This window comes from Luteimonas sp. A649, from assembly GCF_054072735.1.
In genome coordinates, this window is record NZ_JBSVRQ010000001.1 from 287,518 (window position 1) to 309,191 (window position 21,674).

Genomic DNA, 21,674 nt, shown 5'->3' on the forward strand with positions numbered 1-21,674 from the left:
CAGAATGTGAAGCATTGGTGATGGCACGAGTATCGGACCGATGGCCGCAAAAGATGTAAGTGAAGCGTTAACCGGACCGGCCGAGACGGCGCTGGTGGCGCTGGACGACCTGCCTCCGGGTGGCTTCACTGAAGGCGAGGGGCTGGTGGATGGCAGCGCGGAATCGATCATCGTCCATCGCGATTCCGCCGGATCCGTACGCGCCTGGCTCAACGTCTGCCCGCACGCCGGCCGTCGCCTGGACTGGGCACCGGGCCGCTTCCTGGTATCGAAGGAAGGATCCCTGGTATGCGCGGTGCACGGCGCCAGCTTCGAGACCGTGGGTGGCGTGTGCGAAGCCGGCCCCTGTCGCGGCGAGTCGCTGCACGCGGTGGCGATCGAGGTGCGTGACGGAATGGTCTGGCTGGCCTGAGTCAGAAGATCATGTTCACCATCGCCACCACCACCAGCAGGTAGGCGATCGACAGCGCCGAACCCACCCGCCAGAGATCGCGTGACGAATAGTCGGCGGGGCCGGTGACCATCGAGACCACCGGGTTCGACGAGGTGACCAGGTTGTTCGAGGCCGCCAGCGCCACGATGAGCGCGAACGACGTGGGGTCGCCGCCGGCCGCCAGCGCCAGGTTGATCGCCAGCGGCACCATCACGATGGTCGCGCCGACGTGGCTGATCACCAGCGAGAACGTGGCGGTGAGCGCGGCCACGGTGAACTGGATCACCCACACCGGCAGGCCGTCGGGCAGCTCCTCGATGGTGTGGCCGGCGATCCAGGCGGCGGCGCCGCTGGTGTCCATCGCCCAGCCCAGCGGGATCAGGCAGGCCATCAGGAACACGGTCTTCCAGCTGATCGCCGAATAGGCCTCGTCCATCTTCAGCACGCCGCAGACCAGCATGCCGGCGACGCCGGTCATCAGCGCGATCGAGGTCGGCAGGTCCGAGCCCAGCGCGACCAGGATCGTGACCGCGAAGATCGCCATCGCGACCTTGAACTTGTGCGGCCGCTGCTCGCCCTTGGGGAAGTCGGTGACCACCACGAAGTCGCGGTTGGCCGCCGTCAGCGCCAGGTCCTGCCAGATGCTGTGCAGCACCAGCATGTCGCCGGCGCGCAGCGGCAGGTTGCGGATGTCGTCGCGCAGCACTTCCTTGTCGCGGTTCACGGCCAGCAGGCTGATGCTGTAGTTCTTGCGCAGGGCGAGCTCGGCCGAGGTCTTGCCGATGAACTTCGAGGTCGGCGGCACCACGGCTTCGGAGATGCCCGCGCGGCTGGGGTTGAACAGGTCGCCGAACTCGCGCAGCCGGCTCGACATCCGCAGCATGTTGTTCTGCGCGAAGTCCGCCACCTGCTGGCGATCGCCCATGGCGCCGATCACGCTGCCGACCCAGATGCGGGCGTCGGCCGGCGGCGCCAGGCGTGAATCGTTGCCGGTCTTCAGCGCCAGCAGCAGCGGCGCGCCGTGCAGGTTCTCGGCTTCGCCCAATGCCATGCCCACCAGCGGGCTGTCGGCGCTGACGGTGAGTTCGAACACATCGCCCTCGATGCCGTAGGCGCGCGCGAAATAGCTCTGGGTGCGGGCCGGGGTCACGCTGCCGTCGCTCTCGCCGCCCCGGCCGAGCAGCCTGTCGCCGAAGAAGTGGAAGTAGGCCAGCGCAATCACCAGCAGGGTGAGGCCGATCGGCAGCGGCGCGAACATCGGCAGCGGCTCGAGCGTGGCCACGCCGGACGGCAGGTTGGCGTTGGCGGCGACCAGCAGGTCGTTGAGCAGGATCAGCGGCGAGTTGCCGACCATGGTCAGCGAGCCGCCCATGATGATCGCGGCGCAGATCGGGAGCAGGAAGCGCGACAGCCGCAGGCCGGTGCGCGAGGCCAGGCGCGAGGCCACCGGCAGGTACAGCGCCATCACCGACGGGTTCTGCATGAACGACGAGTTGAGGCCGGCGATCGCCGAGGTGTAGAGCAGCAGGCGTTTCTCCTGGCCCCTGGAGCGCCGCAGCAGCCACGCGGCCAGGCGGTTGAGCGCGCCGGTCCGGTCCAGGCCGGTGCCGAGGATCATGGTGGCGATGATGCTGATCACCGCGTTCGACGAGAAGCCGCTGAAGATGTCCTCGGAGGCCACGAGGCCGGTCAGGCCCAGCACCACCAGCACCACCAGGGCCACGAGGTCGGCGCGTACGCGCTCGAACAGGAACAGCACCATCACCAGCGCCACCAGCCCGAGGACGAGCTTCATGTCGGTGGTGAGGGCAAGCGTGTCCATGTGCTGCGTCTAGTCCCCGGTCCTGTCGTAGAGCAGGTCCCACACCCCGTGGCCCAGGCGCTGGCCGCGGCTTTCGAAGTGCGTCTGAGGCCGCCACTCCGGTCGTGGAACGTGGCCGCGCTCCCCGGCGCGGTTGCGGAGTCCTTCCGTCGCGTCGAGCACATCCCACATCTGCTCCGCATAGTCCTGCCAATCGGTGGCGAGGTGCAAGCGGCCATCGGGCGCAAGCTTGCGCACCAGCAGCGTGGCGAAGGCGTTGCTCACCAGCCGTCGCTTGTTGTGGCGTTTCTTGTGCCAGGGATCGGGGAAGTAGATGCGGACTTCGTCGAGGCTGCCATCGGCGATCTCGTTCTCCAGCACTTCCACGGCATCGTGGTGATAGAGGCGGACGTGTTCGTTGCCATCCTCGGCCAGTGCGTTGAGCAGGCGGCCGACGCCCGGTGCATGCACTTCGATGCCGATGTGATCACGCGCGTGGTCGCGCGCGACGGAATAGCGCAGTGCCTCGCCGTTGCCGAAGCCGATCTCGAGGATCCGCGGCGCGCTGCGGCCGAACACTGCGTCGAAGTCGCGCGGTTTGCCGGCATAGTCCAGCCCGAAGCGCGGCCACAGCGCGTCAAAGGCACGCTGCTGCGCGGGCGTGAAGCGGCCCTGGCGCAGCACGAAGCTGCGCACGCGGCGATGGCCGTCCTCGATGGTGAAGGGCTTGGGTGGTGCCTTCGATCCAGGACTGGAGAACGGGTCGGTCACGAGCGCTGCGTCATCAGCCGACGAGGCCGTCGACCGGCGACGACGCGCTGGCGTAGCGCTTGCGCGGGATGCGGCCGGCGCGGAAGGCGGCGCGGCCGGCTTCGACCGCGAGCTTCATCGCGTGCGCCATCAGCACCGGTTCGCGCGCGCCTGCGATCGCGGTGTTCATCAGCACGCCGTCGCAGCCGAGCTCCATCGCGATGGCGGCGTCGGACGCAGTGCCCACGCCGGCGTCGACGATGATCGGCACGCGGGCGTTGTCGACGATCTCCAGCAGGCTCCACTTGTTCTGGATGCCCAGGCCGGAGCCGATCGGCGCGGCCAGCGGCATCACCGCCACGCAGCCGATTTCTTCCAGCTGCTTGGCCAGGATCGGGTCGTCGGAGGTGTAGACCATGACGTCGAAGCCCTCGGCCACCAGCAGCTCGGCGGCCTTGAGGGTCTGCACCACGTCCGGATACAGGGTCTTCCTGTCCCCCAGCACCTCCAGCTTGACCAGCGTGCGGCCGTCGAGCAGCTCGCGGGCCAGGCGCAGGGTGCGCACGGCCTCTTCGGCGGTGTAGCAGCCGGCGGTGTTGGGCAGGATGGTGTAGCGGTCCGGCGGCAGGACGTCGAGCAGGTTGGGCTCGCCCGGGTCCTGGCCGATGTTGGTGCGGCGGATGGCCACGGTGACGATCTCGGCGCCCGCGGCCTCGGTGGCCAGGCGGGTTTCCTCGAGATCCTTGAACTTGCCGGTGCCGGTGAGCAGGCGCGAGCGGAAGGGCGTGCCGGCGATGACGAGCGCGTCGTCGCCGTGGGTGGGTTGGCTGTTCATTGCGCCATTATTGCGCAAGCTTCGCCTTTCAGCCGCCTCCCAGGGCGTGCACGATCTCGATCCGGTCGCCGTCCTTCAGCGCGTGTTCGGCATGCTGGCTGCGCGGCACGATGGCGCCGTTGACCTCCACAGCTACTTTGCGCCCGGCCAGCTCCCTGGATTCAAGCAGGGCGAGGATGGTGCAGGGGCCGGGCAGGGCCTGCGGCTCGCCGTTGAGGATGATGTCCATGGCGTCATTGTCGCCCGCCGGGGGCGTGATTGCATGTCGCATGGCCCGGACTTGCCGCAGTGCACATTGAGCGCGCGGGCCATGCCGTGGAACGATGGACGGTCACTGTCGGGCATCAGCGCCACGACAGCCCCCCGCAAGGAGCCCTCGATGTCGAAGTCCCGCACCGTCCGTACCGTACTTGCCGCCGCGCTCGCGCTGGCCGTGCTTCCCGTCGCCGCCAACGACCAGCCGTTCTCGCAGACGGTGTTCTTCGGCGATAGCCTGACGGATGCCGGCTACTTCAGGCCGCTGCTGCCTCCGGAGGTGCAGGGCGTCACCGGCCAGTTCACGACCAACCCCGGGCTGGTGTGGGCGCAGTGGCTGGCACAGTTCTACGGCACCGATTCCAGCCCCAACGGCAACGGCCAGGTCGGTGACAACCATGCCGCCGGCGGTGCCCGCAACGGCGTCGACGTCACCGGTGCGCTCGGTTTCACGCCCTCGCTGGCGACGCAGGCCACGCGCTACCTCGTCGCCAACGGCGGCCGGGCCGACCCCGACGCGCTGTACACGGTCTGGGGCGGTGCGAACGACCTGTTCGCCGTCGCGGCCGATCCGGGCAACGCCCAGGCGATCATCGGCGGCGCCGTGGCGGCGCAGGTGGGCATCATCGGCAGCCTGCAGGCCGCGGGCGCGCGCTACGTCCTCGTCCCCAACATCCCCGACCTCGGCCTGACCCCGGCGCAGGTCGCCCAGGGTCCGGGCGCGCAGGCGCAGGCCACGGCGCTGGCCGCCATGTACAACGACGCCCTGTTCGGCACCCTGGCCGCCAACGGCCTGAGCGTGATCCCGGTGGACACCTTCAGCTTCCTGCGCGAAGTGGCCGCGAATCCGGCGGCGTTCGGCATCAGCAACACCACCGGCACCGCCTGCATGCCGCAGATCACCGCGCAGTCGCTGACCTGCAACCCGACCAGCCTGGTCAGCCCCGACGCGCCGCAGACCTACCTCTTCGCCGACGGCGTGCATCCGGCCAGCAGCGCCCATCGCGCGCTGGCCGACCTGGCCGTGGCCGCGATCGAGGGTCCGCGGCAGATGGCGGTGCTGCCGCATTCCGCCGCCGGCACCGGCCGCAACCGCGCCGCGCGCGTGGGCGCCCAGCTGGCCGGCCGTGGCGATGCCTCCGGTTCACGCTGGTGGGCCGACGCGCGCGGCGATTTCCAGCGCTACGACCACGGTGACCACTACGATGGCGTCGGCCCGACGCTGACCGTCGGCATGGACTGGGGCGACAGCGGCCTGGCCTACGGTGGCTTCCTCGGCTACGGCGAGCAGGGCAACGACTGGGGCAAGCGCCGCGGCAACTGGGACCAGACCGAACTGTCGATCGGCGGTTACCTCGGCTGGACCGGCGAATCGGGCGCGTGGGCCAACGGACAGCTTAGCTACACCAGCATCGATTTCGACATCGAGCGCCAGGTCCCGCTGGGCCAGGTGCTGCGCACCCACAGCGGCTCCACCGATGGCAGCAACGTCACGCTGGCGGTGCAGGGCGGCTGGGACTTCGGCGAGGGCGCGCTGCGCCACGGCCCGGTGTTGGGCGTGGTCGCGCAGCGCATCGAGGTCGACGGCTTCAATGAAAGCGATCCGACGCTGTCGACCTCGCTGGCCTACCTCGACCAGGAGTTCGACTCCACCGTCGGCAGCGCCGGGTGGCAGCTGGCCTACACCATCCATGACCACCTGGCGCCGTATGCGCGCATCACCATGGACCGGGAGTTCGAGGACGAGGCTGAGCAGGCCTTCGCCCGCTCGCAGTCGATCGCGGGTTCGCTGCCCTATGCCGTGCCCGGCGTGGAGTACGACCAGTCCTGGGTGACGCTGACCTTCGGTGCGCGCACGCAGCTGTTCGGCATGGATGCCAACATCGGTGCCAGCGTCAACAACGGCCAGAAGGGCGGCAAGCACGCCATGGTGTTCGCCAGCGTCGGCGCCGGTTTCTGAGCGGCCCGGCGCCGCGCGGGTGGTCCCGCGCGGCGTTGCCAAGTCCGGCGGCCAGGTCCTAGACTGGCCGCCTCGTGCGGGCGTAGCTCAATGGCAGAGCTGTTGCTTCCCAAGCAACTGACGAGGGTTCGATTCCCTTCGCCCGCTCCAGCTCACGACCTGGTCCTTGGCCGTCGGGCGTGCTGCCGGCAGCCGCCCGGGCATGCGTCTGGTAATGGGATTCATTATCATCTGCTGCCCAGACCCGAGGAGTTCCCCATGAAGTTTCCGACCGCGCTGCTTGCCGGTGCCCTGCTTGTGTTGTCCCTGCCGTCCATCGCGCAGGCCGATGAGCGCCCCGACCACTTCAAGGGCGAGGCTTCGCCCACGCTGGACGCGGCGATCACCAACCTCGGCGAGTACAACGCGCAGCTCGCAGGGATCCTCGCCAAGGACGAACTCGGTCCGGAGGACACCGCGAAGATCCACGAGCTGACCTACACGCTCGAGAACGCGCTGGCGAAGATCAAGTCCGAAGTCGAGGACCTGGAAGAAACCCTCGAAGACGTGCACGTGGCGTCCGAGCGCTACGAGGTCGATACCGTGAAGACGCAGGGCCGCAAGTACCTCGAGGGTGCGGCGCAGCTGACCCGCTGACGTCACACGCACTGCGCGCATCGGTCTCCACGCTGTTCCAACCGCAATCCCCACCGCGCAGGCGCCCATGAAGCTCGCGATCCTTTCGCGCAACAGCAAGCTGTACTCCACGCGCCGGCTGGTCGAGGCGGCGCGGCAGCGAGGGCACACCGTCCGCGTGCTCGACCCGCTGCGCTGCTACATGCGCATCGGCAAGGACGGTTTCGCGCTGCACTACAAGGGCCAGTCGCTGGCCGGTTTCGGCGCCGTGATCCCGCGCATCGGCGCCTCGATCAACCGCTACGGCAACGCCGTGCTGCACCAGTTCGAGCTGATGGGCTGCCATACGCCCAACCCGTCGGCGGCGATCATGTCCGCGCGCGACAAGCTGCGCTGCCACCAGCTGCTGGCGGCGCAGGGCATCGACATGCCGGTGACCGTATTCGGCGACAACCCCGACGACACCGATGACCTGCTGGCGATGCTCGGCGAGCCCCCGCACGTGATCAAGCTCACCGAGGGCAGCCAGGGGCGCGGGGTGATGCTGACCGAAAAACCCTCGGCCTCGCGCGGCGTGGTCGACGCGCTGCGCGGGCTGTACGCGACTTTCCTGCTGCAGGAGTTCATCGCCGAAGCCGGCGGCGCCGACCTGCGCTGCCTGGTGGTCGGCGACGAAGTCGTGGCGGCGATGCGCCGGCAGGCACCGGAAGGCGACTTCCGGGCCAACCTGCACCGGGGCGGGAGTGCCGAGGGCGTGCAGCTGGATGCGCCGGAGGTGGAAATCGCGGTTAGCGCAGCCCGGGCCCTGGGCCTGGGCGTGGCGGGAGTGGACCTGGTGTCGTCCGCGCGCGGCCCGCTGGTGCTCGAGGTCAACGCATCGCCTGGCCTGGAGGGCATTGAACGTTCCACCGGTGTCGACGTTGCCGGCCGGATCATCGACTTCGTTGCGGCAGGCGCAACCGGAGCCGGGATGCCGTCGCGCAAACGTGTGAGACGTGGTTCCGGAATGAAAGTTTAACGCTGCGTTTAACGCCTCTTTAATCGATCCGCGGGTAGCGTGGCCCGACCGAAATCCCTTAGTGCGTCATCGGATCTCTCCTGTCGTCAGTGGTGGATTGCGGCATCGGGGCAATACTTTTCGGCCCGGGCATTTGCCCGGGCCTTTTTCTGCGCGCGCCGCCATCGCGCCGGGCATGCGGCACCGTGTGCAAGAATCGGCCGCGGCGGAACGCGCGCGCCGCGCAGCGGTCCAACACCGACCCATCCATAGGACCCACGCATGCGCATCCTCGTGATCGAAGACAACCAGGACATCGCCGCCAACATCGGCGACTACCTGGAAGAACGTGGCCATACGGTCGACTTCGCCGCGGACGGTGTCACCGGCCTGCACCTGGCGGTGGTCCACGATTTCGATGCCGTGGTGCTCGACCTCAACCTGCCGGGCATGGACGGGCTGGAGGTCTGCCGCAAGCTGCGCAACGAGGCGCGCAAGCAGACCCCGGTGCTGATGCTCACCGCCCGCGACAGCCTCGACAGCAAGCTCGCCGGCTTCGACTCCGGCGCCGACGACTACCTGATCAAGCCCTTCGCGCTGCAGGAGGTCGAGGTCCGGCTCAACGCGCTGGCGCGCCGCGGCAAGGGCGTGCAGACGCGCGTGCTGGAAGTCGCCGACCTGGAATACAACCTCGATACCCTGGAAGTGCGCCGCGCCGGCAAGCTGGTGCAGCTCAACCCCACGGCGCTCAAGATCCTGCAGTCGCTGATGGAAGCCTCGCCGGCGGTGGTCACCCGGCAGGAGCTCGAGACCCGAGTCTGGGGCGAGGAACTGCCCGATTCGGACAGCCTGCGCGTGCATATCCACGGCCTGCGCGCAGTGATCGACAAGCCCTTCCCGACCCTGCTGGTGCAGACCCGCCATGGCATCGGCTACCGGATCGCCGCACCCGATGTCGCAAGCTGAGGGCGGCGCTCCGGCGCCATTGGTCTCCGGCCGGCGGCGTTATCGGCGCCGGCTGCGCACCCGCATCATCCTGTCGTTCGCGCTGCTCGGGCTCGGGTTGACGGCAATGTTCGCGATCGCGGCGGCCTTTGTGGGCGCGGTGGTCGAGGACCAGGCGGTCGGCGCGGTACTGAAGGAGAACCTCGACGACTACGCCGAGAATTTCTACCGCGACCAGTCCGCCCAGCTGTCGCCGCTGGGCAGCGTGCGCGCCTATGTCTTCGGGCCGGACAAGTGGCACAACGCACAGCCGGACTGGATCGAGCTCGAGTCGGGCGTCTACAACATGAACGGCGTCGAGGACGGCGAGCCGTTCGTCTACCGCCTCGTGGTGAAGAAGGACCCCGAGTACTGGTTCTTCGTCGCCCAGGACATGACCAGCACCGCCGAGGTGCGCGACCGCATCAAGCTGATCCTGATCGCCGCGGTGGTGCTGTTCACCCTGCTTGCCGGCGTGATCGGCTGGTGGTCGGCGGCACGCGTGATGCGGCCGGTGTCGGAGCTGGCGAACCTTCTCGGCTCGTCCGGCAGCAATGCCGGCCCCGGGATGCTGGCACCCCATTTCCCCGACGACGAAGTCGGCGAGCTCGCCACCGCGCTCGACGACTATGCCGCGCGCCTGACCGAAGTGGTGCAGCGCGACCGCGAGTTCAACGCCGACGTCAGCCACGAGCTGCGCACGCCGCTGGCGGTGGTCAAGGGTGCGGTCGAGCTGCTGCTCAGCCGGCCCGACCTGGACGACAAGACCGTCGCGCGCCTGCAGCGCATCCAGCGCGCCGAGCAGCAGTGCACGGACCTGATCAGCGCGCTGCTGCTGCTGTCTCGCGCCGAACGTGGCCACGGCAACACCGACGTCTGCCGCGTCGCCGAGCAGCTGCTGGACGCCCACCGCGCACAGATCGGCGGCAAGGCGCTGGAACTGCGCATGGAAGGCGAGGCGGGGACGCTGGTGGTGGACGCGCCCGAGGCGGCCGTGTCGGTCGCGCTGGGCAACCTGATCGGCAACGCGGTGAAGTACACCACCGCCGGCGAGGTCGTGGTCCGCCTGCACGACCGCGCCGTGGACGTGATCGACTCCGGGCCGGGCCTGAGCCCCGAGGACGCCGCGCACCTGTTCCAGCGCGGCTATCGCGGCAGCCACGCCGAGCACACCCACGGCGGCGGCATCGGCCTCTCCATCGTGCGTCGCCTGTGCCGGCTGTATGACTGGCAGGTGCGGGTGGTGCCGGGCGAGGAGCGCGGTGTGGTGGCGACGCTGCGCTTCGACGTGGATCCGGCGGAGGCGGGTTGAGGCTTACGCCTGCACCGGCTCCAGCCAGCCGTAGTGGTCTGGCGTACTGCCTTCGAACAGTCCGAAGAACAGTTCCTGCAGGCGCAGGGTGACCGGACCGGCCTTGCCGCTGCCGACCTGGCGGCCGTCGACCGAGCGGATCGGCGTGATCTCGGCGGCGGTGCCGCACATGAAGAGCTCGTCGCACAGGTACAGGTATTCGCGCGGCAGGTCGCGTTCGACCACGGTGATGCCGGCGTCGCGCGCCAGGCGGATGATCGAGTCGCGGGTGATGCCATTGAGCAGCGCCGCGCTGACCGGCGTGGTGTGCAGCGCGCCGTCGAAGACCAGGAAGAGGTTCTCGCCTGCGCCTTCGCTGAGCAGGCCCGTGGACGCCAGCGCGATGCCTTCGCCGAAGCCCAGTCGCCGCGCCTCGCGCGCGATCAGCTGGCCGGACAGGTAGTTGCCGCCGGCCTTGGCGCCGGCCGGGATGGTGTTGGGCGCGACCCGCTGCCAGCTCGACACGCAGGCGTCGATGCCTTCGGTGAGCGCGCCTTCGCCCAGGTATGGCCCCATGTGCCAGGTGGCCACGGCGACGTCCACCGGGGTGTCCGCGCTGAGCCCGAAACCGCCGAGGCCGCGCCACGCGACGGGGCGCAGGTAGGCCTGCTGGAATCCGTTCCTGCGCAGGACTTCGTGGCACGCGGCGTTGAGCTCTTCGAGCGTGTAGGGGATCGCCATGTCGTAGATGTGCGCCGAGGCGAGCAGGCGGCGGTTGTGGTCCTGCAGCCGGAAGATCGCGCTGCCCTGCGGCGTCGCGTAGGCACGGATGCCTTCGAACACGGAAGAGCCGTAGTGCAGGCCGTGCGACATCACGTGCGTGGTGGCGTCGGCCCAGGGCTTGATGCCGCCGTTGTGCCAGATCCATTCCGGGTACTGCATGGCGCTGCTCCGCTGTGTGGAAGGCCCATTGTGCCGCAGGCCGGAGTCTGGCCCGCAGTGCTCAGAGCGTGATCCACCAGCAGTCCATGTGCCGACGCAGGCCGAAGGTCGTGCTGGACGGCGTGATGCCGTCGGCCAGTGCCTGGTCGATGCGCAGCGCCACCGGTCGCCGTGGCGAGGGCGGCGTGGCCGGCATCGCTGCGCTGCCGTCGAGGGCCGCCAGCGGTGCGGGCTCCGCCGATGCGACCACTGCCTCGGCGGGGCGCAGTGCGGAAATGTTGAGCAGCGGACGCCGGGCGATCGCATCCAGGCGTTCGATCACCGCATAGCCATTGCTGTGCGACATCCCCACCCAGTGGTAGCTGCGCGCAAGCCGGTTGGTGTCGCCGGCGTCGATCGCCGCGGTGACTTCGAACACCAGGTCCTGCAGTCGCCTTGAACAGCCGCCACGATAGCGCAGCGCGGCGGCACTACCGCTGCCCTCGGTGCGCGGCCGGTTCTCCACCGCGCCCAGGGATTCGCAGCTGCGGTCGGTGTACACCGCGCCGCCATCGGGCGTGGTGCAGCGCCGGACCTGGGCGGCGGCAGGCGAGGGCAGGGCCGCGGCGATCGCCACGGCCGACAGCAGTGCGCCGGCCAGGGCGGGGTGTCGCAGGTACGGCATGGGCTCAAGGGTACAGCGGTGGCGTGCCGCGCAGAAGCGCGCGCAGGCGGTCAGCCGAGGCGGTCGAGCACCGCGATCGTCGGCCGGGCCAGGTTGAGCGTGTAGAAATGAAGCGCCGGCGCGCCGCCGTCGATCAGGCGCTGGCACAGGCCGGCCACCACGTCCGTGCCCAGCTTGCGCACGCTGTCGGCATCGTCGCCATAGGCCGCCATGCGCTTGGTCACCCAGCGCGGGATCTCGGCGCCGCAGGCCTCGGAAAAGCGGCGCAGCTGGGTGAAGTTCGAGATCGGCATGATGCCGGGGACGATCGGAACCTCGACCCCGGCGGCGCGGGCCTCGTCGACGAAGCGGAAATAGGCGTCGGGGTTGTAGAAGTACTGGGTGATGGCGCCGTTGGCCCCGGCATCGACCTTGGCCTTGAAGTGGCGCAGGTCGGCGATGGCGTCCTCGGCCTGCGGGTGGGTCTCGGGATAGCAGGCCACTTCGATGTGGAAGTGGTCGCCGTGCGCCGAGCGGATGAAGGCGACCAGGTCGGCGGCGTGGCGGAACTCGCCGGGGTGGCCCATGCCGGAGGGCAGGTCGCCGCGCAGGGCGACGATGCGACGGCAGCCGGTGTCGCGGTAGGTCAGCAGCAGCGCGGCGATTTCATCGCGCGTGCCGCCCACGCAGGACAGGTGCGGTGCGGCCTCGAGGCCGTGCGCATCGATCAGCCCGCGCACGGTGTCGCCGGTATAGCTGAGCGTCGAGCCGCCGGCACCGAAGGTGCAGGAGACGTACTCCGGCGCGTAGGCCTTGAGCCGCGCCGCGGTGCGGTCGAGCTGCGCGCGCTGCTCCTCGTTCTTGGGCGGGTAGAACTCGAAACTGATCGGTGTCATGGCGTCCGGCAACTGGCAGGGTCGGCGGATCATATCTCTTTATCGCGATGGATGTGAATATAGGAAAGCAAAAGCGTTTGCCACGGATGACGCGGATCTGCGCGGATTCACGCGGATAAAGCCTTTCAGAAAAGATGTTGCCTTTGCCCTATCCGCGTTGATCCGCGTAGATCCGTGGCAAAAAAGCGCTTGGACCCGGCACCCCGCCCGTCGGCGCGAAGCAAGAAGGGCGCCTTGCGGCGCCCTTCGTTTTACATGTGCTGTCGAGGACTGGCCTCAGTAGCGGTAGTGGTCGGCCTTGAACGGGCCATCCACCGACACGCCCAGGTAGTCGGCCTGGTCCTTGGTGAGCTTCGTCAGCTTCACGCCGATCTTCTCCAGGTGCAGGCGCGCGACTTCCTCGTCGAGCTTCTTCGGCAGGATGTAGACCTTGTTCTCGTACTCGTCCTTCTTCGCCCACAGGTCGATCTGCGCCAGCGTCTGGTTGGCGAACGAGTTCGACATCACGAAGCTCGGGTGGCCGGTGGCGCAGCCCAGGTTCACCAGGCGGCCCTCGGCCAGCAGGAACATCGCGTTGCCGTTCGCGAAGACGAACTTGTCCACCTGCGGCTTGATGTTGATGACCTCGACGCCGGCCACGGCCTTCAGCGCATCGACCTGGATCTCGTTGTCGAAGTGGCCGATGTTGCAGACGATGGCCTGGTCCTTCATCGCCGTCATGTGCGCGACGGTGATGATGTCCTTGTTGCCGGTGGTGGTGACGTAGATGTCGGCCTCGCCCAGCGTGTCCTCGACGGTCTTGACCTCATAGCCTTCCATCGCCGCCTGCAGGGCGCAGATCGGGTCGATCTCGGTGACGATCACGCGCGCACCGTAGGCGCGCAGCGAAGCCGCCGAACCCTTGCCGACGTCGCCATAGCCACAGACCACGGCCACCTTGCCGGCCAGCATCACGTCGAGCGCGCGCTTCAGGCCGTCGGCCAGCGACTCGCGGCAGCCGTACAGGTTGTCGAACTTCGACTTGGTGACCGAGTCGTTGACGTTGATCGCAGGCACCAGGAGCTGGCCGGCTTCGGCGAGCTGGTACAGGCGGTGCACGCCGGTGGTGGTCTCTTCGGAGACGCCCTTCCAGTCGCGGACGACGATGGTCCAGAAGCCGGGACGCTCCTTGGCGACGCGCTTGAGCAGGTTCTTGATCACCTGCTCTTCGTGGCTCGACGCCGCGCCGTTGACCCAGGATTCGTCACCCTGTTCCAGCTCGTAGCCCTTGTGGATCAGCAGCGTCACGTCGCCGCCATCGTCGACCACCATCTGCGGGCCGAGGAAGCCGCCCTTGCCGTCGGGGAAGCTCAGCGCCTCGAGCGTGCAGTCCCAGTACTCCTCCAGCGTCTCGCCCTTCCAGGCGAACACGGGGGTACCGGTGGCGGCGATCGCGGCCGCGGCGTGGTCCTGGGTCGAGAAGATGTTGCACGACGCCCAGCGCACGTCGGCGCCGATGTCCTTCAAGGTCTCGATCAGCACCGCGGTCTGGATGGTCATGTGCAGCGAGCCGGTCACGCGCACGCCCTTCAGGGGCGCTTCGGCGGCGTGCTTGCGGCGGATGGACATCAGGCCGGGCATCTCGTGCTCGGCGATGTCGATTTCCTTGCGGCCCCAGTCGGCCAGGGAAATGTCGGCGATCTTGTAATCGCCCTCGGTGGAGAAGGTCTTGACCTGTGCGTTCATGCGGAAGCTCCGGTTTCTGCTCCCTGTCCCGCTCGGGGAGAGGGTGGGGTGGGGAACCGGGCGCCGTTGGGGTGTATTCCGCCGAGCCTGGCCGTGCAGGTTCCACGGTCGCAGCGCCCCTCGGCGGAGCCGGCGATTATATCGCTTGTGCCCCGGCGCGGGGCGTACGGCCGCCGCTTCGCTGGCACGCAGCTGAACAGGTGGCGGCGCGGCTTCGCGAGGGTCTGCGCCGTGCCCGGCGGGGTAGGGCAGGATCTTCGCGGCGGGCAGGAGGCGCTCCGTTGTCGTTCCTTGACCCCATCTGCGCTGCGCTGTACGCAGCATTCCCTAGGGTGTACGGAGTCAAGTTATACCACCGCACTAATATCTGGTGGTATAACTCACCTGTTCTTGAGGAAAGCCGATGGCCCTTTACCGCGAACTCGCCGCATCCGCGCAGACGGCCTATGCCGAACTGCACGAGCTCGTGCAGGTGGCCGAGGCCACGCGCTCGCCTGCGTCGGTCACCGGCAAGGTGGCGTACAAGACCATCAAGGGCTCGCGCTACGCGTATTGGGCTTTCAAGGAGTTGGACGGGCGCAAGCGCGAGTACTACCTCGGACCGGCGGGGCCGGCGATCGACGCGATCGAGCGCGCGCGCATCGCGGGTTCGCCGACGCTGGACGCAGTGGCACGGCAAGCAGCGGCAGCGCTTGCGCACGGCTGCGTCGCAACGCCGCCAAAGCACTTCCGCATCGTGAAGCGGCTGTCGGAGTACCAGTTCTTCCGTGCCGGCGGCCTGCTGGTGGGGACACATGCCTTCCTGGCACTGGGCAACCAGTTGGGTGTCGCATGGGGCAGCGGAACGCGGACGCTTGACCTGGACTTCGCCCATGCCGGCCCCGGGGGCAACATCGCCGTGGCGCTGCCGGCCGACCTGCGGGCGAATGCGCATGATGCGCTGAAATCGCTCGAACATGGATTCCTGCCCGCGCTGGGAGGCAGCAAGGGGATGGCCAGCCTGTACGTGAGCGAGCGTGACCCCGGGCTGCGTGTCGATTTCCTGACGTCCAGCCGGCGCGGTGGGCGGAGCGATGTGCATGCACCCGACCTTGGCGTGTCACTCAGTCCGATGAAGTTCCTCGATTACCTGATGGAGCGGTCGGGGCAGGCCGTGCTGCTGGATCGTGCGGACGCCTGCCTTGTGAATCTTCCGGACCCGGCGCGCTACGGGCTGCACAAGCTGATCGTCGCGCACGAGCGCGGGCCCGCCAACCCCAAGCACGATAAGGACATCGCCCAGGCGCTGGCCTTGATCGACTGGCACCTGCAGCGCGCGCCCCATGCCCTGGCGGATGCCTGGAACGACCTTGCAGGGCGCGGCGCGGGCTGGGAAAAGCGCGCGCGCGCCTCGCTGGCATTGGCGCCGAAGGTGCATGCGGACGTTGTCGCGCGGTTCGATCGCGAGGTTGTCGCCGTGCGTTGAGTGCACGGGCCACCATGACCCTCGCCACGGTACACGCCGTGGCGTCCGGGCTAGGCTCGAGGTTCGTGTCAGGGGAGTCACCCATGCCAAAATCCGTCGCGCGGCCGCGCTTCGCACCGCTCATCCTTTTTGCAGGCCTGCTGTTCGCGACCGCCGCGCTGCAGGCCCGCGAACCCGTGGGCATACTGGCCGATTCCGATTCCGATTCCGATTACCGCCTGCCCACGCCCGCCCTGCGTGCGATCGTGGACGCCCCGCAGGCACCAAGCCTGTCGCTGTCGCCCAGGCGCGACCTCATCGCCTACATGCAGGTGCCCTCGCTGCCGGGCATCGACGTCGTGGCACAACCCGAGCTCAAGCTCGCCGGCCTGCGCATCCATCCGCGCACGCATTCGGCCAGCGCCTTCAGCTTCATCGACGACCTCTGGCTGCAGGCGGTGGACGGCGGCGGCGAACGGCGCATCGAGGGCCTGCCCCGGCCGCTGGCCCTGCGCTCGATGCAGTGGTCGCCCGACCAGCGCCACATCGCCTTCAGCCACGTCGATGCCCGCGCCGGGCGCGTGGAGCTGTGGCTGGTGGATGTGGCCGCGGGGCGCGCGCGCAGGCTGCTTGAGCAGCCGCTGGGCAGCGTGGTGGGCAGCGGCTTCGACTGGTTGCCCGACAGCCGTGGCCTGATCGCCCTGCTGCGTCCGGAAGGGCAGGGGCCCGCGCCTGAGAGCGATGGCGTGCCGGCCGGCCCGAACATCCAGCAGACCAACGGCGACGGCCGCGTGCAGAGCCTGCGGACCTACCAGGACCTGCTGGGGAATGCGCACGACGCGGCGCTGTTTGCGTACTACATGACGAGCCAGCTGGCGCGCGTCGGGCTGGACGGTTGGGTGGAGCGCATCGGCGCGCCGGAGATGTACGTGGGAGCCTCGGTGTCGCCCGACGGCCGCCACCTGCTGCGGCAGCGGCTCGAACGGCCGTTCTCCTATCTGGTGCCGTATTCGCGCTTCCCGCGCCGCATCGACGTCATCGACCTCGGCGGCCGCTTGCTGCACACCGTGGCGGTGCTGCCCGTGGTCGAAGGCCTGCCGACCGGCAACGACGCCGTGGCCACCGGCGTGCGCCGTATCGGGTGGCGCGCCGATGCGCCGGCGACCCTGGTCTGGGCCGAGGCACAGGACGGCGGCGATCCCGCGCGCGAGGTCGACGTGCGCGACCGCGTGTTCGCCCACGCCGCGCCGTTCAAGGGCGAGCCGCGGGTGCTGGCCGACCTCTCGATGCGCTACGGCGGCGTGTACTGGGGCCACGATGGCCTGGCACTGCTGACCGAGTCCTGGTGGAAGACGCGCCAGCTGCGCGAATGGCGGCTTGCGCCCGGTGCATCAATCGCGCCGGCGCTGTTGCGAGAGGGCTCGTACGAAGACCGCTATGCCGATCCCGGCACGCCGGTGATGCAGATGGACGACCGCGGCTTCGCACGCCTGCTCACCACCGGCGATGGCGAAACCATCTACCGCATCGGCGCCGGCGCGTCGGCCGACGGCGACCGGCCCTTCCTCGACCGGCAGGATCTTGCCGGCGGCGTCACCGAGCGCCTGTTCCAGTCGGCGGCGCCCTGGTACGAGTCGCCGTTCGCGCTGCTTGATGCCGATGCCTCGCGCATCCTCACCACGCGCGAGTCGCCGACCGACCCGGCGAACGTGCTGTTGCGCAGGCTCGATGCGGATGCGGATGCGGATGCGGATGCGAGTGCAGGTGCCGGTGCGGATGCCGCGCCGATCGCGTTGACGGACTTCCCGCACCCGACGCCCGAGCTGCGCGGCGTGAGCAAGGAGCAGATCCGCTACGCCCGCGCCGACGGCGTGGAGATGACCGCCGACCTCTACCTGCCGTCCGGCTATGACCCCGCGCGCGACGGCCCGCTGCCGATGCTGATGTGGGCCTATCCGCGCGAGTTCAAATCCGCCGATGCCGCCAGCCAGGTGCGCGGCTCGCCCTACCGCTTCAACCGCATCAGCTACTGGGGTCCGCTGGCCTACCTGGCACAGGGCTACGCCGTGCTCGACGGTCCGACCATGCCGATCATCGGCGAGGGCGACGCCGAACCCAACGACACCTACGTTGCCCAGCTGGTGGCGAGCGCGCAGGCGGCGGTGGACGAGGTGGTGAAGCGCGGCGTGGCCGATCGCGACCGCATCGCGATCGGCGGCCACTCCTACGGCGCGTTCATGACCGCGAACCTGCTCGCGCATTCGGACCTGTTCCGCGCCGGCATCGCGCGCAGCGGCGCCTACAACCGCTCGCTGACGCCCTTCGGCTTCCAGGCCGAGGAGCGCAACTACTGGCAGGCCACCGACACCTACCACGCGATGTCGCCCTTCGACCACGCCGACCGCATCAACGAGCCGGTGCTGCTGATCCATGGTGAGGAAGACAACAACTCCGGCACCTTCCCGATGCAGAGCGAGCGCATGTTCGCCGCGATCAAGGGCCTGGGCGGCACCGCACGCCTGGTGATGCTGCCCAACGAGTCGCATGGCTACCGCGCGCGCGAGTCGATCCTGCACATGCTGGCGGAGACGCACGCGTGGTTGGACGAGCACGTCCGGGAGGCGCCGGCCCGCTGAACGCAGGCGCTGCGCATGATGCTGGACACCTGTTCAGCATCGCGCGCAGCGCTTCGGCGAGGGTTTCCCCCAGCTTCATCGGCTGACCCGCCGGTACCAGAATCGCGGCATCCCCTCGCGAGAGCGTGTCGCCATGCCCACGATCGACTCCAACGTCCGCGCGTTCGAGCAGCATTTCAACGTCTTCGATACCGCGGCCAAGGGCGGCGGCGCCGACGGCAAGGTGAGCCGGAACGACATCGAGGCGGTCGCCAACGGCTCGCAATACACCGCCGAGCAGCGCGCGGCCGCCCAGTACCTGCTCGACAATCCCGACGTTTACGCCGTACTCGACACCGGGCGCGACGGCGGCGGCCTGTATGCGGCCGACGGCGTGATATCCGACCAGGACATGGCCGCGGTGATGGAAAACGCGCCGCTGTTCGAAGACACCGCGCTGTTCACCAGCGACAGTCCCGCGATTCCCGAAGGCGCCTACCCGGGCTTCGATGATCCTGTCGGCGCGGCGGCGCAGACCGAGCAGGTCGGAACGCACGGCAGCGGTGCGGAGTCGGCGGGCACGTCCCAGTTCATGCACTTCGTGCGCGAACACCAGGATGACCCGCAGTGGCTGCAGGACTACTTCGCTGCCCTGGGCGCGGAAAAGACCGCGCAATACCTGGGCAGCGTCGCCGAGCCGGGCCGCTACACCGACCTGTCGGCCGACTACGCCAATGGCGAGATCGAAGCCGTCCGCGGCGCGATCGAGAACATGTACGAAAGCGGCGTGATCAATGATGCCGACATCGCCCGCCTGGTCGAGCACTGGGCGATGGATCGCGGCAACTTCAACCCGGGCGTCGCACAGCTGTTCGGTGGACTGGGCGGCAGCCACGGCCAGGACATGCAGAACGCGTTCTTCCGCGCCGCCGGCGAACTCGCGCTTGCCGGGCAGGACCTGTCCAACCGCGAGTTCCTGTTCTCGGACGAGGCGATCGACAGGCTCAGCGATGGCGACCGCGAAAGCCTCGCCGCCGCGTCGGCCTTCGTGCTGGGACAGACCAGCACCGAGAACCAGGTCAGCCGCATGATCGACCTGCAGGCCGATGGCGACAATGCGGTCGACAGGTTCATCACGCTCGCAATGTCGACGCCGCCCCATGCGGCCGCCTTCGATTCATACACGTCCGATGCCCAGACCGAACGGCTGCGTGATCCGGATGCGCGCGGGATCATCGGGCAGGAGGTCGACTACGACGGCGTCGCGCAGCTGGTCAGCGCGCTCAGCTTCGACTCCGCGCACTTCAGCGGCCCGGGCAACCAGCCGCCGGCGCCGTACAGCCACGCGGCCCTGCAGTCGGTGCGCGACGAGGTCTTCTACAGCGCGACCAACGGCCTGGATGCCAACCGCGACCAGTGGCAGGACAACACGCTGCTGAAGGATGGCCTGTCGCGGATCCTGATGTCCGACTTCGACCGGATGGTGGCCGATTCGACCGGCGGCAACGGCGCCATGCTCGATGACGACCACCCCTTCCCGGAGGCGCTCGAGAACTTCGCCCAGAACGTGCTGTTCACCGATCCCACCGGCAACCTGCGCGACGCCACCAGCCAGTTCCTGGTGGACAGGCTCGGCACGATGATCAACGACGTCAACACGCTCGACGATGCCGCCTTCGCCGACAAATACGACGGCGCCAACCAGGCGCAGGTAACCCACCTCGCCGGCGCCCTGCTGGGTCACATCGACAACGGCCTGGAGCAGGCCGTGGAGGTGGCGAGCGACAAGCACGACGCGCAGCGGAAGGGCCTGGAGTTCGGGCTCGACCTGGCCTGGGCACTGGGCCAGGACGGCCTGAAGCTGCTGCCGGGCGGCAACGTGGTGTCGACGATCCTGCCCGGCTCGATCACCAAGTCCGAAACCTGGGGCGAAATCAAGGGCGAGCTGGAGAAGATGATGAAGGACGGCCTGACCGACCAGGCCGCCGGCTTGCTGCTTGAGAAGTTCCCCGACCTGCACGCCGACGACGCGCTGTCGGGACTGATGCAGGAGCTCGCTGAAGAGGTCAGCGTCGACAACGAGCGCGACTACCTGTCCGCGCTGCTGAGCAGCTACAACTACGCCGACAACAACCCCGCGGCGACCAACTAGCCCCGACACGGGCGATGCAGCCGCCATGGCTGCATCGCCGGGTCCTGGGCTGGACCGCCCTTACTTGATGCGGGCGGCCTTGCGCAGCTCTTCGGCCTTGTCGGTCTTCTCCCACGAGAACGCCGTGGCGGTGTGGGTCTTGCCGGCGTCGTCGGTGTAGCTGACGTCCTCCGGCGTGCGGCCGAAGTGGCCGTAGCTGGCGGTGCGCTGGTAGATCGGGTGCACCAGGTCGAGCATCTTGATGATGCCGTAGGGGCGCAGGTCGAAGTGGCGGCGGATCAGCTTCTCGATGACATCGTCGGAGACCTTCCCGGTGCCGAAGGTGGTCACCGAGATCGAGGTCGGCTCGGCGACGCCGATGGCGTAGCTCAGCTGCACCTCGCAGCGGTCGGACAGGCCGGCGGCGACCACGTTCTTGGCGACGTAGCGCGCGGCGTACGCGGCCGAGCGGTCGACCTTCGACGGATCCTTGCCCGAGAACGCGCCGCCGCCGTGGCGGGCCCAGCCGCCGTAGGTGTCGACGATGATCTTGCGGCCGGTCAGGCCGCAGTCGCCTACCGGGCCGCCGATCTCGAACTTGCCGGTCGGGTTGATGTGGTACTTGGTGCCCTTGTGCAGCCACTTGGCGGGCAGCACGGGCTTGAGGATCTCTTCGCGCACCGCCTCGATCAGGTCCTTCTGGCGGATGCCCGGGGCGTGCTGGGTGGACAGGACCACGGCGTCGATGGCGACGGCCACGCCGTCTTCGTAGCGCAGGGTGACCTGGCTCTTGGCGTCGGGGCGCAGCCACGGCAGCGGCGACTTCTTCTTCTTGCGCACCTTGGCCTGCTGTTCGACCAGGCGATGCGACAGGTGGATCGCCGCCGGCATGAAGCTGCTGGTCTCCCGGGTCGCGTAGCCGAACATCAGGCCCTGGTCGCCGGCGCCCATTTCCTCGGGCTTCTTGCGGTCCACGCCCTGCGCGATGTGCGGGCTCTGCTTGCCGATCAGGTTCAGCACGCCGCAGGTGGCGCCGTCGAAACCGACGTCGCTGGAGTTGTAGCCGATGTCCAGGATCACCTTGCGGGTCAGCGCTTCGAGGTCGATCCACGCGCTGGTGGTGATCTCGCCGGCGACGATCGCCACGCCGGTCTTCACCATGGTCTCGCAGGCCACGCGCGCGCCCTTGTCCTGGCTCAGGATGGCGTCGAGGACGGCGTCGGAGATCTGGTCGGCGATCTTGTCCGGATGGCCTTCGGAGACCGATTCGGAGGTGAACAGGGTGCTGGACATCGGCCTTATATCCCTTGATTCGGATGGAGAGATGGGCGCGCATGATACATGGGCGCGGGGTCGC

The 21,674-nt window shown here is 68.6% G+C and carries 18 protein-coding genes, 1 tRNA gene and 1 riboswitch; of the genes, 10 read left to right on the forward strand and 9 right to left on the reverse strand.

Annotation, left to right across the window (positions count from 1 at the left end; genetic code table 11):
• The first annotated feature begins 40 nt into the window (after positions 1-40).
• Positions 41-412 (forward strand): Rieske (2Fe-2S) protein, encoded by a 372-nt coding sequence (locus ACW5E8_RS01365; RefSeq protein WP_456963714.1) that lies wholly within the window; start codon positions 41-43, stop codon positions 410-412.
• 1 nt (position 413) lies between these two features.
• Here ACW5E8_RS01365 and ACW5E8_RS01370 read toward each other — a convergent pair whose 3' ends face one another.
• From ACW5E8_RS01370 to thiS, 4 genes are read right to left on the reverse strand one after another with little or no spacing between them, the layout of a single operon-like run.
• Positions 414-2,255 carry an SLC13 family permease gene (locus ACW5E8_RS01370; RefSeq protein WP_456963715.1) on the reverse strand — a complete coding sequence of 614 codons (1,842 nt, stop codon included), beginning with the start codon at positions 2,253-2,255 and terminating at the stop codon, positions 414-416.
• A 9-nt stretch (positions 2,256-2,264) separates the two neighbouring features.
• The gene (trmB, locus tag ACW5E8_RS01375) at positions 2,265-3,005 is read right to left on the reverse strand and encodes a tRNA (guanosine(46)-N7)-methyltransferase TrmB (RefSeq protein WP_456963716.1); all 741 of its coding nucleotides are present in this window, start codon (positions 3,003-3,005) and stop codon (positions 2,265-2,267) included.
• 13 nt (positions 3,006-3,018) lie between these two features.
• Complete coding sequence (locus tag ACW5E8_RS01380) at positions 3,019-3,819, reverse strand: thiazole synthase (protein WP_456963717.1); 801 nt, start codon at positions 3,817-3,819, stop codon at positions 3,019-3,021.
• Between the two features lie 28 nt (positions 3,820-3,847).
• The gene (gene thiS / locus ACW5E8_RS01385; protein ID WP_456965202.1) at positions 3,848-4,048 is read right to left on the reverse strand and encodes a sulfur carrier protein ThiS; all 201 of its coding nucleotides are present in this window, start codon (positions 4,046-4,048) and stop codon (positions 3,848-3,850) included.
• A 150-nt stretch (positions 4,049-4,198) separates the two neighbouring features.
• Here thiS and ACW5E8_RS01390 point away from each other — a divergent pair, with 150 nt between their 5' ends.
• The 6 genes from ACW5E8_RS01390 to ACW5E8_RS01415 all read left to right on the forward strand — a co-directional run bounded on the left by ACW5E8_RS01390 (position 4,199) and on the right by ACW5E8_RS01415 (position 9,942).
• Positions 4,199-6,034: an autotransporter domain-containing protein gene (locus ACW5E8_RS01390; RefSeq protein ID WP_456963718.1), complete on the forward strand. Its 1,836-nt coding sequence runs from the start codon at positions 4,199-4,201 to the stop codon at positions 6,032-6,034.
• A 76-nt stretch (positions 6,035-6,110) separates the two neighbouring features.
• A tRNA-Gly gene (locus tag ACW5E8_RS01395) sits at positions 6,111-6,184 on the forward strand.
• 108 nt (positions 6,185-6,292) lie between these two features.
• Entirely contained in the window at positions 6,293-6,670 is a 378-nt protein-coding gene (locus ACW5E8_RS01400; RefSeq protein WP_456963719.1) for a DUF6746 family protein, read from the forward strand.
• Positions 6,671-6,737: 67 nt separating this feature from the next.
• Complete coding sequence (gene rimK / locus ACW5E8_RS01405) at positions 6,738-7,667, forward strand: 30S ribosomal protein S6--L-glutamate ligase (RefSeq protein WP_456963720.1); 930 nt, start codon at positions 6,738-6,740, stop codon at positions 7,665-7,667.
• Between the two features lie 261 nt (positions 7,668-7,928).
• Positions 7,929-8,612, forward strand: a complete 684-nt coding sequence (locus tag ACW5E8_RS01410) for a response regulator transcription factor (RefSeq protein ID WP_456963721.1) — start codon at positions 7,929-7,931, stop codon at positions 8,610-8,612.
• The gene (locus tag ACW5E8_RS01415; protein ID WP_456963722.1) at positions 8,599-9,942 is read left to right on the forward strand and encodes a sensor histidine kinase; all 1,344 of its coding nucleotides are present in this window, start codon (positions 8,599-8,601) and stop codon (positions 9,940-9,942) included. The genes ACW5E8_RS01410 and ACW5E8_RS01415 overlap by 14 nt, the downstream gene beginning before the upstream one ends.
• Positions 9,943-9,945: 3 nt before the next feature.
• Here the strand turns inward: ACW5E8_RS01415 and ACW5E8_RS01420 are convergent, their stop codons facing one another.
• The 4 genes from ACW5E8_RS01420 to ahcY all read right to left on the reverse strand — a co-directional run bounded on the left by ACW5E8_RS01420 (position 9,946) and on the right by ahcY (position 14,127).
• The gene (locus ACW5E8_RS01420) at positions 9,946-10,863 is read right to left on the reverse strand and encodes a branched-chain amino acid transaminase (protein WP_456963723.1); all 918 of its coding nucleotides are present in this window, start codon (positions 10,861-10,863) and stop codon (positions 9,946-9,948) included.
• A 61-nt stretch (positions 10,864-10,924) separates the two neighbouring features.
• Complete coding sequence (locus tag ACW5E8_RS01425) at positions 10,925-11,527, reverse strand: hypothetical protein (RefSeq protein ID WP_456963724.1); 603 nt, start codon at positions 11,525-11,527, stop codon at positions 10,925-10,927.
• Between the two features lie 50 nt (positions 11,528-11,577).
• Positions 11,578-12,402, reverse strand: coding sequence for a methylenetetrahydrofolate reductase [NAD(P)H] (metF, locus tag ACW5E8_RS01430; protein WP_456963725.1), 825 nt, complete (start codon positions 12,400-12,402; stop codon positions 11,578-11,580).
• 276 nt (positions 12,403-12,678) lie between these two features.
• A complete protein-coding gene (gene ahcY, locus ACW5E8_RS01435; protein WP_456963726.1) occupies positions 12,679-14,127 on the reverse strand; it encodes an adenosylhomocysteinase in 1,449 nt (482 codons plus the stop codon).
• A gap of 51 nt (positions 14,128-14,178) precedes the next feature.
• Positions 14,179-14,255, reverse strand: a riboswitch (S-adenosyl-L-homocysteine riboswitch).
• Positions 14,256-14,530: 275 nt separating this feature from the next.
• Here ahcY and ACW5E8_RS01440 point away from each other — a divergent pair.
• From ACW5E8_RS01440 to ACW5E8_RS01450, 3 genes are all read left to right on the forward strand, one after another.
• Positions 14,531-15,592 (forward strand): GSU2403 family nucleotidyltransferase fold protein, encoded by a 1,062-nt coding sequence (locus ACW5E8_RS01440; RefSeq protein WP_456963727.1) that lies wholly within the window; start codon positions 14,531-14,533, stop codon positions 15,590-15,592.
• A gap of 83 nt (positions 15,593-15,675) precedes the next feature.
• Positions 15,676-18,207 carry a prolyl oligopeptidase family serine peptidase gene (locus ACW5E8_RS01445; RefSeq protein WP_456963728.1) on the forward strand — a complete coding sequence of 844 codons (2,532 nt, stop codon included), beginning with the start codon at positions 15,676-15,678 and terminating at the stop codon, positions 18,205-18,207.
• Between the two features lie 133 nt (positions 18,208-18,340).
• Complete coding sequence (locus tag ACW5E8_RS01450) at positions 18,341-20,338, forward strand: hypothetical protein (protein ID WP_456963729.1); 1,998 nt, start codon at positions 18,341-18,343, stop codon at positions 20,336-20,338.
• Positions 20,339-20,398: 60 nt separating this feature from the next.
• On the opposite strand, the gene metK is transcribed toward ACW5E8_RS01450, so the two are convergent.
• The gene (gene metK, locus ACW5E8_RS01455) at positions 20,399-21,610 is read right to left on the reverse strand and encodes a methionine adenosyltransferase (protein ID WP_456963730.1); all 1,212 of its coding nucleotides are present in this window, start codon (positions 21,608-21,610) and stop codon (positions 20,399-20,401) included.
• Between the last annotated feature and the right edge of the window lie 64 nt (positions 21,611-21,674).